This is a genomic window from Frankia sp. RB5 (genome assembly GCF_059816245.1).
On record NZ_JCBATA010000013.1, the window covers coordinates 1 to 14,134 of the forward strand.

At 64.8% G+C, this 14,134-nt stretch carries 9 protein-coding genes and 1 pseudogene; 2 read left to right on the forward strand and 8 right to left on the reverse strand.

The features are described 5' to 3' along the window. Window positions 1–174: 174 nt before the first annotated feature. From AC6EXY_RS08755 to AC6EXY_RS08790, 8 genes are all read right to left on the reverse strand, one after another. Window positions 175–2,700, reverse strand: coding sequence for a mannosyltransferase YkcB-related protein (locus tag AC6EXY_RS08755; protein ID WP_499816543.1), 2,526 nt, complete (start codon window positions 2,698–2,700; stop codon window positions 175–177). 89 nt (window positions 2,701–2,789) lie between these two features. After that, window positions 2,790–4,556: a HAMP domain-containing sensor histidine kinase gene (locus AC6EXY_RS08760; protein WP_499816544.1), complete on the reverse strand. Its 1,767-nt coding sequence runs from the start codon at window positions 4,554–4,556 to the stop codon at window positions 2,790–2,792. A 140-nt stretch (window positions 4,557–4,696) separates the two neighbouring features. Next, window positions 4,697–5,452 carry a response regulator transcription factor gene (locus tag AC6EXY_RS08765; protein WP_499816545.1) on the reverse strand — a complete coding sequence of 252 codons (756 nt, stop codon included), beginning with the start codon at window positions 5,450–5,452 and terminating at the stop codon, window positions 4,697–4,699. 843 nt (window positions 5,453–6,295) lie between these two features. Continuing rightward, window positions 6,296–7,462 (reverse strand): DNA cytosine methyltransferase, encoded by a 1,167-nt coding sequence (locus AC6EXY_RS08770; protein ID WP_499816546.1) that lies wholly within the window; start codon window positions 7,460–7,462, stop codon window positions 6,296–6,298. Continuing rightward, entirely contained in the window at window positions 7,459–7,902 is a 444-nt protein-coding gene (locus AC6EXY_RS08775) for a very short patch repair endonuclease (RefSeq protein WP_499816547.1), read from the reverse strand. The genes AC6EXY_RS08770 and AC6EXY_RS08775 overlap by 4 nt, the downstream gene beginning before the upstream one ends. Continuing rightward, complete coding sequence (locus tag AC6EXY_RS08780; protein ID WP_499816548.1) at window positions 7,899–8,483, reverse strand: hypothetical protein; 585 nt, start codon at window positions 8,481–8,483, stop codon at window positions 7,899–7,901. The genes AC6EXY_RS08775 and AC6EXY_RS08780 overlap by 4 nt, the downstream gene beginning before the upstream one ends. 44 nt (window positions 8,484–8,527) lie before the next feature. Continuing rightward, on the reverse strand, window positions 8,528–10,186 hold the full coding sequence (locus tag AC6EXY_RS08785) for a DEAD/DEAH box helicase family protein (protein WP_499816549.1): 1,659 nt from the start codon (window positions 10,184–10,186) through the stop codon (window positions 8,528–8,530). Further along, entirely contained in the window at window positions 10,183–12,516 is a 2,334-nt protein-coding gene (locus AC6EXY_RS08790) for an ATP-binding protein (protein ID WP_499816550.1), read from the reverse strand. Before AC6EXY_RS08790 ends, AC6EXY_RS08785 begins: the two co-directional genes overlap by 4 nt. A 476-nt stretch (window positions 12,517–12,992) precedes the next feature. Here AC6EXY_RS08790 and AC6EXY_RS08795 point away from each other — a divergent pair. Both AC6EXY_RS08795 and AC6EXY_RS08800 read left to right on the forward strand, forming a co-directional pair. Continuing rightward, a pseudogene (locus tag AC6EXY_RS08795) lies at window positions 12,993–13,705 on the forward strand (response regulator transcription factor). 48 nt (window positions 13,706–13,753) lie between these two features. Then, complete coding sequence (locus AC6EXY_RS08800) at window positions 13,754–14,134, forward strand: response regulator (RefSeq protein ID WP_101836229.1); 381 nt, start codon at window positions 13,754–13,756, stop codon at window positions 14,132–14,134.

Consider the following 14,134-nt stretch of genomic DNA (forward strand, 5'->3'; position numbering starts at 1 on the left):
GCGCCGGCTCCTTGCCTCGGCGCGGGTGGTGGGTCGCGTGGGCCCGCGGGGGGGGGGGGGGGGGGGGGGGGGGGGGGGGGGGGGGGGGGGGGGGGGGGGGGTGGGCGGGGGGGCCCGCCCCGCCCGCGGGGGCGCGGGGGGGGCCCCCCCACGGCCGGTGGTGCGACCGCGGGATCAGGCAGTGCGCGTCGTGGTGTCGGCGGACGTGCTGGTCGTCGACGCCTTGGGGGCGGTCAGGTCGTAGAGGGTGACGCCGTCGACGGTCTTCGCGGTGAAGTTCGCCTCGACCCAGCTCGCGATGCTGCTGGAGTCGCTGCTGCCGCCGTTCTGTCGGCCGAAGCCACGGCCGCCGATGAAGTAGTGGACCTTCTTCTCGCTGACGTACTGCTTGAACTGGGCGAGCGTCGGCGACGGGTCGCTGCCGTTGAAGCCGCCGATCGGCATCACCGGCTCACGGGTGGCGAGCTGGTAACCGGCGGCGCTGTTCGAGCCGACCGCCGCGGCCACCCAGGTGTAGGACGACGCGTTCTCCTTGAACAGCTTGACGATCGCGTCACTCGGCGTCGCCGCGTCCAGCAGGCCGCCCATGCCGCCGCCGCGCGTGCCGGTCTGGCCGCCGGCGCCCTGCTGGCCAGTGCCCGTGCCGCCCTGGCCGGTGCCGCCGGGGAAGCCTTGGCCGCCGGGGAAGCCCTGGCCGCCGGGGAAGCCCCGGCCGGGGAAGCCCAGGCCGCCGCCGGTTGCGCCGGGGAACTGGCCGCCCGCCTGGTTCTGGCCCTGGCCGGTGCCCTGCCGAGCGCCATTCGGCATCTGGCCGCCCAGGCCGGGGAAGCCGCCGTTGCCGCGGCGCATGAAGCCGCCCGGGCCACCGAAGCCGACGCCGCCCGCGGGCCCCGCCGAGGGGATCGAGCCGGTGTGCGGGGTGCCGGCGGTCGCCACCGCGTAGGCGCCGGGGCCGAGCAGGCCGGAGATGAGCGCCACCGCGGCGACGCCGAGCGCGGCGCGCCGCGGCAGCCGGACGCCGGCGAGGAAGCCGAGCGCGGCGACGATGCCGGTGACCAGCACGGCGTAGCGGATCCACGGGTGCCAGTCGGGGGCGCGGTTGAGCAGCGTGTACGACCAGGCGGTCGTCACGCCGATGGTGACCGCGCCGGCCAGCGCGGCGGCAGGGTGGCGACGTTCCCGCCAGAGCAGGACCGCGCCCATCCCGACGAGGGCGCCGATCGCGGGGGCGAGGGCGACCGTGTAGTAGGCGTGGAAGATGCCCTTCATCTGGCTGAAGATGATCCCGGTGATGAGCAGCCAGCCGCCCCACAGCGCGAACGCCGCCCGCAGCCGGTCGGTGCGCGGCCGCCGCCAGGTGATCCACAGGCCGGCGACCATCAGGATCAGCGCGGCCGGCAGCAGCCAGGCGATCTGACCGCCGACCTCGTCGCCGAACATCCTGGTCCAGCCGGTGGATCCCCACATGCCGCCGCCGCGACCGCCAGGTCCGCCGCCGCCCGGCCCGCCCTGGCCTATGAAGTTCATGGCACCGCCGCCGGTGCCGTTCGGTACCCCGGTCGTGCCACCGGCCGCACCCGCCGCGCCCATGCCGGCTCCGGCGCCGATACCTCCGCCGGTGCCCGTGCCGCCGCCGGTCAGGCCGCCCGTCACGCCGTTCTGCAACGCCCGCCCGAAGCCGCCGCGCCCGCCGCCTCCGCCGCCGACGCTGCCCGTCTCGTTGCCGGTGAGCCGGCCGAGGCCGTTATAGCCGAGGGTGAGTTCCAGCAGGCTGTTGTGCTGCGACCCGCCGATGTACGGCCGTGATGACGCCGGCACCAGTTCGACGATCGCGACGAACAGCCCGGCGGGGATGAGCAGCCCGAGGCCGCCGGCGAGCGTCTGGCGTACCCGTCGCCAGAACGTCGTCGGCGCGCACGCCAGATACACCAGCGCGAACACCGGCACGACCAGCAGCGCCTGCAGCAGCTTCGTCAGGAACGCGAAGCTGACGAACACGCCCGCCAGCACCATCCACGTCGTGCTCGCCGACTCGATCGCCCGCAGCGTCGCGTAGGCGCCGGCGACGAGCAGCAGCACCAGCAGCGCGTCCGGGTTGTCGAACCGGAACATCAGCGCCGCCACCGGGGTCAGCGCCAGCACCGCGCCGGCGATCAGGCCGGCGGGGGCGGACAGCACCCGGCGCACCGTCGCGAACAGCAGCGCCACCGAGCCGACGCCCATGAGCGCCTCGGGGACGAGCAGGCTCCACGAGTTCAACCCGAAGATCCGCGCCGAGAGCGCCATCACCCACAGCGACGCGGGCGGCTTGTCCACGGTGATCGAGTTGCCGGCGTCTGAGGAGCCGTAGAAGAACGCCTTCCAGCTCACCGAGCCGGCCTGCACCGCCGCCGCGTAGAAGGCGTTCGACCAGCCGGAGGCGCTGAGGTCCCACAGGTACAGCACCGCGGTGCCGATGAGCAGCACCGCGAGCGCCGGGTGCACCCACCGGGGGTCGGCGGCCCGCCCGGTGGCGCGAGGTTCGGCGGGCGGCGCGTCGGTCGCGGCCGGCCCGGCCTCGGTGGGTGCGTCGTGGGCGTCGTGGGCGTCATGCTCGGGTGGCGGAGCGGGATCAGTCCTGGACCACGGCATCCTGCGGCGCTGCCCGTCGGCGCGACGACCCCCGGTGTGCGGCACCGGGTCGGTGAGAATGGGCGACATGAGGATTACCCTCGGCCGTTGACCTTTCGTCTCCTTGTGCTCCACCTGTGCGCTGCCTGTGAAGGTCGACAGCTACGCCGCCTCCTCGGTCAGACGCCCGCGCCGAACGCTCCCGCGGCATCGGATGGCTGCCCCGCCGATGACGCGCCGGCGGTGAGAGCCGGTGCGTCAGACGACGAGGTGGGCGCGGCCCCATAGGGGATGGCGCGGGGAAGGCGGACGGTGAAGGCGGTGCGGCCGGGACGGCTGGTGGCCTCGACTCGGCCGTGATGGGCCTCGACGACGGCGGCGACGATCGCGAGACCAAGGCCGGTGCTGCCGGCGGCGCGGGACCGGGAGCTGTCGCCGCGGGCGAACCGCTCGAAGACCTGGGGAAGCAGGTCGGGGGCGATGCCCGGGCCGTCGTCCACGATGGCGATGATGGCCTCGGTGTCCGTCACGGCGAGGCTGGCGGTGACCTGGGTGCCCGGCGGGGTGTGCGAGCGGGCGTTTGCCAGCAGGTTCGCGAGGATCTGGTGCAGCCGGGCCGCGTCGCCGGTGACGGTGACGGGCTCCTCCGGCAGGTCGAGGGCGAACCGGTGGTCCGGCGCGGCGACGTGCGCGTCGCTGACGGCATGGACGATCAACCGGGAGACGTCGACCGCCTCGTGTTCCAGCGGCCGTCCGGAATCGAGCCGGGCGAGCAGCAGCAGGTCGGAGACCAGCGCCGTCATCCGCGCGCTCTCCGACTCGACGCGACTCATCGCGTAGGTGACGTCCGCCGGGACGGGTTCGTGGGTGCGGCGGGTGAGCTCCGCGTAGCCGCTGATCGCGGCGAGCGGGGTGCGCAGCTCGTGGCTGACGTCGGCGAGGAACTGCCGCATCCGCGTCTCGCTGGCGTGCCGGGCGGCGAGGGCGTTGTCGATGTGCCCGAGCATCCGGTTGAGCGCCGCGCCGACCTGGCCCACCTCGGTGCGTGGATCCGTGTCGACCTCCGGCACCCGGACGGACAGTGCCACCTCGCCGCGGTCCAGCGGCATCTCCGCCACTCGGCCCGCGGTCGTCGCGACCCGGCGCAACGGGCGCAGCGTGACCCGGACGATCGCCGTCCCCGCGATCGCCGCCGCGGCCACTCCCGCCAGCGCCACGATGCCGCCGATCACCGCCATCTTGGTCAGCGTCGCGTTGACCTGCTTCATCGGCAGCCCGGTGACCAGCGTGAGGCCGTTCTCTGTGGTGACGGCGACCAGGCGGTACTCGTCGGCGCCGACGCTGCGGGTGTACTTGGCGCCGTCGAGGGGGACGCCGGCGATCGTGGCGGCCTGACCGACGGTGAGGGCCTTGGCGCCGTCGAGGGACTCGAGGACCTTGCCATAGGTGCCCGTGTCGTCGATGACGGCCGCCAGCGTGCCCGGCTCCATCGGCCCGGTGAAGAACCGGTCGACGACCTCGGATTCGCTGACCCCGTAGAGGGTTCCGACGGAGACCGCGGGCGTCGCGTTGGTCCGGGAGGTCGGCTGCACGCTCCCCGACGACCCCGAGTCCGCGCCTGACCCCGGGTCCACGTCTGATCGCCGTCCTGAACCGACGCCTGAGCCGGAGCCCGCGCCTGACCCGTATCCGTAGCCGTATCCATAACCCGTCCCGGGATCAGGTCCACCGCCGGGAGCGCCGGGGCCGATCTCGGGCGGTGCCTGGCCGGGAAGGTAGTCGCCGAACGCTCGGGTGACGCGCTGCCACCGCATCCCCGCGTTATCGAGCTTGTGGTCGAGCTGGTTGACCAGGACGCCGCGCAGCGCCACTGCGGTGACGAACACGATCGCTAGCGACACCGTCGCCAGCAGCACCGTGAGCAGGGCGATCAGCCTTGTCCGCAACGACCACCGGGACGGCGCCAACTGCCGGCCCGATGATCCGCCGCCCGCCCGCTGCCCGCGGCCGGACCTACCGGACCTACCGGACGTGTCGGCGGTCCCGGCGCGCGCCGCGTCAACGGGGTGGGCGGCGGCCAAGGAGATCAGCCTCCTGTTGCCGAGGCGGTTGAGGCGGCGTCACGGCGCGGACCGGCGACCGGCTGGCCAGGCTCGGCGGGCCGCAGCACGTAGCCGGCGCCGCGCATCGTGTGGATCATCGGTGGACGGCCGACGTCGATCTTCTTGCGCAGGTAGGAGACGTACAGCTCGACCACGTTCGCCTGACCGCCGAAGTCGTAGTTCCACACCCGGTCGAGTATCTGTGCCTTACTGAGGACACGGCGAGGGTTGCGCATGAAGAAGCGCAGCAGCTCGAACTCGGTCGCGGTGAGGTGGATCGCCACGCCGTCCCGTTCGACCTCGCGGCTCTCCTCGTCCATCGTCAGGTCGCCGACGACGAGCCGGGCCCCGTTCGCCGTCTCCGCGCTGCGCGCCGCCCGCCGCATCAGCCCGCGCAGCCGCGCGACCAGTTCCTCCAGACTGAACGGCTTGGTGACATAGTCGTCACCCCCCGCCGTCAGTCCGGCGACGCGATCCTCGACGGCGTCACGGGCGGTGAGGAACAGCACGGGCACGTCCGGACTCTCCGCCCGCAGCCGCCGCAGCACCTCCAGCCCGTCCATGTCGGGCAGCATGATGTCGAGCACGACCGCATCCGGCCGAAACTCGCGCGCGAGCCGCAGCGCGGTGCGGCCATCGCCGGCGCTGCGCACCTCCCACCCCTCGTAGCGCAGCGCCATGGAGAGCAGCTCCGCCAGCGTCCTCTCGTCATCCACCACGAGTACCCGCACCGGTTGCATGCAGGACAGCCTCCCCCACCTCCCTAGCCCCCACCTGAGCCCCAGCTGTGAACTTCCTGTGAGGGCTCGGCTGGCGGAGCCATAGTGCGCGACAGGCACAGCCAGGACAAGGCGTCAGGATATGATCAGGCATGGGAAGGGTAGCTCGCTGCCAGGCAATGGGCCCTCATCCGGCAGATGCTCAATGCTCAGGGAGGGACGCTGCGCCGCTCATCGAATGGTACATGGCTGGACACAGTGCTAGGCTGCGGACCTGCTCAATGCCCATGAACGGCCCGGGTGCGTCTTGACGTCGCAGGCAGGGCCCCCATCCGGCCCGACTGGCAGGCGCCGACGATGGCGGCGGGCCACGGCCCCATCTCCTGGTTCACGGCATGGCGGCTTACACTGCAACGGGAGTGGTCGGCCGCCCATCCCTGGCCACCGCAGAAGAAGGCAAGCTGCTCTTGGAGATCCTGGTCGGGTCGATGGCCGACCATCGCCGGCCAGCTTCCTGAACGTGCTGAGTACGACCTCGTGCGTGGGCTAACTGGCTTTGGCGCTTTTCTTCTTATCTCCTTGCGGGACGTGGACCACCTGCGGCAAATCCTCGCGTACATCGTCCGCATAGCCGAACCTCTCCGCCAACGCGACTCACGGACCTGCGCTGCCAGACTGGTGGAGTTGCGACCTGCCCGGGTGTGCGCCGCAAAAGGCGTTTGGCGGCGGCCATGCGGATCTGGGAGTAGCCGCCATAGGAGATTGGGTGACCGCCCTACTCCTTACCGTCCAACATCAGCAATCTACAGCTCCACGAAGAGCGTACGCCGGGACTCGAAGCGGCCAATCCGCGATGGATGCCAATCAAAGATTGAGCCTAGATCGGAAGGTCCCTGCCAACATTTCTGCCATAGGGACCGCGACTGCATTCCCAATTGCCCCCATGCTACGCGATCGCGCACCTGGAAACACATACTCGTCCGGAAAGCCTTGGAGCCAAGCTGACTCGCGGACCGTGAGATAGCGAAGCGAGCCATCATCAAAACGAATCATAGCTTCACCTCCGCTTACACCGTGAACACCAGCCTTAATAGCCTTTGCGGGCCAGTCATACGGACTCCCGGAATGTTTAGGGTACGCTCGAGCGCCAGGAATACCCCGATGGTTGGAGACGATAGGTGACTCCTGACCATCAACTGGTACCGGAAATCTAGAGACTGCATCACGGATGGTTCGCCACCGACCACCACTTGGGCGACCCGCCTCTTTTAGATCCCGCACCCTAGATTCCAGCCCCTCGGGAAGCTCTGGCATAGATAGCTCGTGTTCTGACCAATAGTCACCGCTCACCCACTGGTCATACAGAAGTGCATCGCGGGAATGGCTGCCGTCAATCGCTGGCCAGCTATCCCAATCCGAGAGGTCGTTCCGCACGGCGATGAGAAAAACCCGACGCCGATTCTGAGCTACCCCAAAGTCTGCGGCGTCAAGTAGGTGCTGGTCGACATGGTAACCGAAATCCTGAATTCGGGACCTTTCAATGCGTTGCTTGTGTTCCGTCCATAGCTCGTCGTCTCTTGGCTGAATCGTCGGTCTCTCCAGCTGACTTTTTATATAAGAGAAGTACGGCGCGAACGTTGGGCGCGTCAATCCGGGAACATTTTCAAAAATGACGAGCTTTGGCTGAAGTTGGCGAACTACCTCGAGTGCGGCTGGGAACATATTTCGGTTATCATTATCGCCAGCATGAACGCCTGCCAAGGAGAAGGGCTGACATGGGGGCCCGCCGGCGACAAGATCTACCTCGCCAGCTGACACATCGGTCTGCTGGATCCAAATCCTGGCGTCCTGTTCATGTACGCTTTCCTCGCGCCACAGTCCCAGCTCATCGCCGGCGTTGTGTCGAAGGATGCTCGCTGCGGGTCTATACCATTCAACAAGTGCGAGGTGTTCAAAGCCCGCCCTGCTGGTGCCAACCGCCATTCCGCCGCCGCCCGCGAACAATTCGATAGACGTAAGGGAGCGCGTCACTGATTCTTCCCTCCGCGGCGTTCCCGCACAATGGATTCCACATGGTCCGCAGCCCCTGAGAGATCGCGCTCGATGTCTGAGGCCCAGATTCGGATCACGTTCCAACCATCGGCTACTAGCGCCTCAGTGACTTCCCTATCACGCTCCATATTCCGTCGGATCTTTGCCTTCCAGAATTCGGAGTTCGCATGCCGAAACTCCTCGTCGAAGGATGCGAATCCTCGAATTTTCCAGCCGTTACCGTGCCATCGATCACCATCTACGAAGCAAGCAACTCTCGACGGCCCAAAAACTATGTCTGGCTTGCCAGTCAGAGAACTAGAGACACGGAATCGAAGGCCCCGGCGATGAAGCTCCCTGCGCAAGGAAAGCTCAGGCCGTGTCCCGCTGCTCTTTACCGCGGACATGATTCGCGAACTAATCTTGGGATCGCGATTCATGCGACCACCGGATCATTCCCCGAAGGGCCTGGATTGATGCGATAGTAGCCAAATCCAATAGAGCAGCGTTTTGAAATGCGCGAGTGTCTGAGTCTCTCGATCTGAGTCGTAGGCAACTCAAGCGACTCCAGAATGACAATATAACATTCCCCGTCAGGATTACCGGCGAGGTAGTTTATACATGCCCACACCAGATGGCGAAGGTTTTGTCCAGAATCCCAACAGACGTATACCGTAGCAGAATTGAGGCTGGCAAGGCAGTGAAATGGCTTCACACCAATACTACCCTCGATTACGATTGCTGTGGCGCCGAGTACATGCCCGACAAGCTGCTCGGGTCTAGGCCCAAAAAGCGTCGCGCCGAACTTCGCGTAGCGACCTGCACCAAGTTTGGCTCGAGCGTACTCCTTCATCGGCCCGTCCTTGATCCATGAGCGTGCATTTTCGCTGCTCATGTACCTCACCAGAACTCCACCGATCTCTGGATCCCTAACCCATTCGTCATACAGCGCGGTACGGGAGGCTGGAGGAAGATATGTCCAACCAAGCCTGTCGGCTCTTGCGTACAGAGCCACGACCACCGCAGCGATCTGCTCCTTCGGTACTCTCCGCGAATCCGCAACGCTCATGTTGCTGGCAGACTCGGGTCGAGGAACTGAAGACGAGCGTCATCGTTCGCAGTCTCTAGATCCGCAGCGTCCAAAATCCACTGCTCGAGCAGAGACTCCGCCTGCGCGTCGCTGAAAGATATCGTGGATTGTGGAACATCCGGAAGCACCTCAATTTCATCTGTTGCTGTCTGCCTGCGTAGGTTGAGGAGCGCGGCGACTCGACGAAGATCGCTTACAAAATCGAGTGCGACTACCTTGTGCTTTCCTTCCCGCAGACGAAGGCCGCGCCCAAGCTGCTGGATAAAGATGCGTCGGCTATGAGTAACGCGGGCGAAACAGATAATGTTAACGTCTGGAATGTCGACTCCCTCGTTGAGGATATCGACAGCAGTAAGAATCGGTACCTTACCCGATCGGAAGTCGAGCAGTCGCAACTGACGATCGCGAATCCGCAGGCCGTCGTGAATCGCTTGAGTGTTGTGCCAATCTGAAGAACGGCGCAGCAGGCTGGCCATTCGTTCCGCATGTTCCTTCGTCTGACAAAAGACTATCGCCCGTGGATCCAGGGTAGACTTCCAAGCTGCATTGAGCTCATCCACAATAGCCTCGTCGCGCTGAGGCAGAAAGAGCTTCGAGTTGAGCTCCTTCATCGAGTAGGACCGCCGAGAAGCGTCTCGGATGATATTCCAATCAATGTTGTCCAGGAACAGGCGATAGTCGACTTGGGCGAGGTATCCTAGCCGCATCCCGTCGCCGATACCCAACTTGTAAGAAGCGGGGCCGAAATGATTCTCAATGTCATACTTATCGCCTCGCCAGGGTGTGGCTGTCACGCCGAACTGGCTGGACATCTTTAGTTCCTCGAGCAGCCGCCCGTACTGTCCGTCCTCGCCAACATGGTGTGTTTCATCGATCATGACGAGTGCCGGACGATAGCCGGCCAGGGCCGCGCTAAGTGCGCTTGATACGGTTGCGATAGTGACGCCGCTGAGATCGCTCGGCTTTTCGTCTCCGCTTAGCACCTGTGTCTTGGCATCTTTGGGTAGATGCCGCCAGAGTGCCCGTTCAAGTTGAGAGACTAGATCCTTCGTATGAGCGGTAACAAGAATATTCGCATGAGGGTCCAAAGAGAGATGACGGGAAATAACCTCACCGCCGATCACAGTTTTTCCAAGACCCGTCGCTAGCACGAGAAGCCCGCGACCTTCAGTATCAAGATCTTCAATTACGGCGGCAACTGCTTCGCTCTGGTAGCTTCGAAGACGGATCCGGCTAGAATAGCTGGCAGTACGCCAAAGCTCTACAAGGTCAGAGCCGGTCCAGAAATCTATTCTCTGGCCTGTTCGTGCAAGGACCTGCGCGCGGGCAACGGCATCGCGGCTTGGCTTTACATTTGTTACCACAACCCCGCGGTCTGATCTGTAGTGATCCATGGCTCTGGACAGCTCATCGACGGCTCCGCGGGGTACCGCTCCCTGCCGCTGCCATTTGGCCTGAAACACCCAGGACGTTCCTGCGATTTTTGCGAGGAGATCTCCACCCATGTCTCCCGAGCCATCGATATTGATGACATCGGTGTAGCCCAGAATACCCAGCAGACGTTCCACCTGGATTGGGAAGCGGCGCTCGCCACCGAGAATCAGGTGCACCGGGTCGACGAAGGAGATGGTCACCCTGTACCCTCTGGGCGCTCGACCAGTTCTGTCTCTAGGAGGCGGCAGCTCAGACGGCCACGGTTTAGCTCATCTGGGCGCCGCCGGGTCTGATGTTCCGCGAGTTGACCGGCGTCGTTCAGGTACCCTATAAGCCGATTTACCGTGAGGGCCCGCGCGTGGCTATCGTTGAAGGTTGCATAGGGTGCGCGGAAGACCTTGCCATCCAGAAAATCGGCAGGACGTTGCTGAATTAGGCGTGACATCGCAGCGGAGGATGCGTATTGTATCCACTCGCCATTTTCGCGGGCTTGATGCCAGTCGACATCTAGGCCCTCACGAGCGAAGCGCTGTTCGGCTGCTGCCTGCTCGGCCTCGGCCACGTATGCCCAGTATCCTTCGGAATTTCCAGCGACTACGCGCTTCATCGCCCATCGGATACGGTACAACAGCTCCTGTGAGGCGATTCCGAGAGCCGCCGGGGTGAGTCTCTGATCAGGTAGGCATCTTTCTTTGAGCTCCGCGATGACGGAGCTCAGCGATTGATGGCTTCCTCGTCGATCCCGGATGTGCTCGGCAATTCCTAGTACAGCGTACTCTCGCGGATCCCCGCCAAAGTCAGTGAATAGCTTGTGGTCAAAATCGACGAAGACGTGTACCTCTGAGCCTCGTTGCTGCTGCACATAGACCGGGACATGCTCGGCGCGAGTATCAATTATCTCAATACCATTGAGCCCATATACGGTGACCCTCAGGGCGGTTCCGAACCCTGGCAGTGAGTACTCGCCTGAGATGTCTAGAAGTATTTCGCCGGCTTTCCTGTATCGGAGCTGCTTTTCATCTTCGGTCTCTCGAGGTGGCGCCGAATTGGCATTATCAGGGCTCGATTGGCCGGCATCGGGAATATCTAGACGCGTGCGAACGTCTACGTGCTGGTTGGGCGCCGGGTTGGCTGTGTCGGTTGGCACTACTACTTTCGGTCTGTCATGCTGCTTGGCAGCCTCGTACCAGATGTGATCATCTTGGTATTCGGCGTCGCCCCTGCGGAAGAGCTTTCCCCACTCCTTGGCCTTTTCATGGATTGCGTGTGATCCGTCGCCGGGAACCAGCCATTTCAACCCCGGATCGATGCGTCGGTATCCGGTGAACAATCGCCCAATGGGGGATTCGTTGCTCGGGTACCCGGCTGCGCGTGCAATTTTCGGACGCAGCGGGCCTTCGCCTCGCAGGAAGCGGACGACGTGCTTCCAGTCGACTGTATTATATTCGAATGCATTTTTTTGATAGTTTACGCGAACATGGTCGATATGGATCTCGCCGACTATCCGTCCTTCGGGAGGGACTTCGATGGGATACTCGGCCTCGGGGCGCGCTCCCGGCTCATTTGGATCTTCCCAGGAAAATAGTCGGAGATCTCTAAATAGAATTTTTCTTCCGTTGCGCAGAAAGTCGATTCCGAAGTCGGACCTGTGGGAGTAGCGTTGAATGCCGAGCCATCCAACTATTCGCCGCTGTCGCTCTTCGAGGTCGGCGCTGCCACATTCCTCGCATTCGGATGTACTTAGGTCTTGCCAGCGTCCGCATGAGTGGCAAGCGTTGAGGGGTGTGAGCTCTTTGTCGATCTCGATATATGCTGGATATCGTTGCCCACCGTGGACTACATACCGGTGTTTCTCCCAGATGCACGGCAGCAGCGGCTGAACGGCTTTCCCATCGACGAGTAGCGAGAACCCTCGCTGGCGCAGGAGGTACGAGTAGATATCTCCCAGGACCTCTCGAATCTTCGACTGCCGGCGGGAGAGTAGCTCGTGTTGATCCTGTCGTAGGTCGCTAACAATTACTTGCGTACCATGCTCGCTAGGATCGTCTTTCGGCTCGCGGATAGCTGGTACGATGAAGTTTCCTTTTGTCGCCATTCCGCGAAGATCGAGGGTGACACTTATCCATTCGGGGTCCCCTGCGCGGGTTGTTCGTACTGTGGTTGTATGGCCGAGTCGTGCCGTGGCAATGTTGAAGCCCATGCCAAACAGACCCAGTTTCCCATAGCGTGCGTTACTCGACCACCCGGCGGATAGTGCCTTGGTTAGGTGTTCCATGCTCATGCCGCGGCCGTTGTCGTTTATCCAAACCTGGGCATCCCGATGGTCTGAGGTTCGACTGGGGAGGCTTATGGCGACTCGCGGCGGGGCGTCTTTCGGTGCCCTGGTGAGGAAGTCATCGAATGCGTTGTCGATCAGCTCGGCCAGGCATTGCCAGGGTGCAAACTCGATGTCACCGAGGACAGCCAAAAGGCGGGGGTGCGGAGTGACATCGATGCTCTCCTTAGTGAATCTAGGCTCTTCGTCTGCCACTTTGACCTTCCCCCGACTAGTCCCTGGCGCTACTCTCTGTGAGACACCCTTGGTGCGGCCCGCCGCATCCTTCGCGCGTCTACTGATCTCCATGGGTGCAGTGCCCAGGCGACTGAGTGACTTTGAGAAGAACATGTGTAGCACTCAGTTCGTGCTGTACACAAAGGTGCAGGTAGCTGGCCCGTTCTGGAAGATCAGTAGGGGTTAGAGAGGAGCTGTCGGGGCGCTCTGGCAGGGATGTTGATGAGGAGCGGGGCGAGGGCAGTAGTCATCCGGCGATACTCCTTGCTGCGTAGCGTGTTCCAGTGGTGACCGAGGGGAGTGGGTTGCTTCGCTCTATGTAGCGACTCTCGGTGGTGATGGTTGCGGGAGCCGCAGCGCGGGGCTGGCGGCCGATCGACTGCTTTTCGGCTGCGCCTCCCTGAGCCAGGGTCAAAGACGGGGAGTTGACTTTCGCACCAGTTAGAGTCGGGCTCGTGGCTGTTCGGGTGGTGCTGGCTGAGGACAATGCGTTGTTGCGGCAGGGGCTGGCGGCCATGATCGGGCGGGCCGATGGGGTTGAGCTGGTGGAGACGGCGACGGATCTGGGCTCGTTGGAGGCGGCCGTCGAGCGGGTCGGGCCGGATGTGGTGGTCACGGACATTCGGATGCCGCCGTCGCGGACGGATGAGGGCATCCGGGTGGCCGCGTGGCTGCGGCGGGAGCGGCCCGAGGTCGGGGTGGTGGTGCTCAGCCAGCATGCCGAGGCGTCGTACGCGATCGCGCTGCTCGACGGGGGTGCGGCCGGGCGGGCGTATCTGCTCAAGGAGCGGGTCGCTGGCGTGGATGACCTGGTGCGGGCGATCCGGGCCGTGGCGGCGGGGGAGTCGGTGATCGACCCGGCGGTGGTCGAGGGTCTGGTCGCGGCGGGGAGTCGGCGTAGTGGCAGTGCGCTGGATCGGCTCACCCCGCGGGAGCGTGAGGTGCTGGGGCAGATGGCGCAGGGGTGGAGCAACGCCGCCATCGCCGCGAGCCTTGTGCTGTCCGAACGGGCGGTGGAGAAGCACAGCAACGCGATCTTCTCGAAGCTCGGGCTGACGGACGAGCCGGATCTCAACCGGCGGGTCAAAGCGGTCCTGATGTTCCTGCACGACGGTGGGCAGTGAAGGCGGGTAGTGACGATGGGAGGGTGGCCACACCCCCGCAGTGAGGTGGTCGCACCCTGGGCCGCGCGGACGGGTGGGGACAGACTCGGCTCATGTCCGAGGTGCGAGTGCTGGTCGTCGACGATCAGCGGCCGTTCCGGCTTGCGGCGGCGGCCGTGGTGCGTCGCACCGCGGGATTCGTGCTCGTCGGAGAGGCGGCGTCTGGTGCGGAGGCGGTCGCTGCGGCCGGGGAGCTTGCGCCGGATCTTGTCCTGATGGACGTCAACCTGCCGGGAGAGCTGGACGGGGTGGGTGCCGCGGCGCGGATCGTGGCGAGGGACCCGGCCGCCGTCATCGTCCTGTGTTCGACCTACGACCGTGCTGACCTGCCGTCCTCCGTCGCCGCCAGTGGGTGTCCGTACCTTCACAAGGCCGATCTCGGCTCCGCGGAGCTGCGCGGCCTCTGGCACCGATTCGGCCTGCCGTCAGCCTGA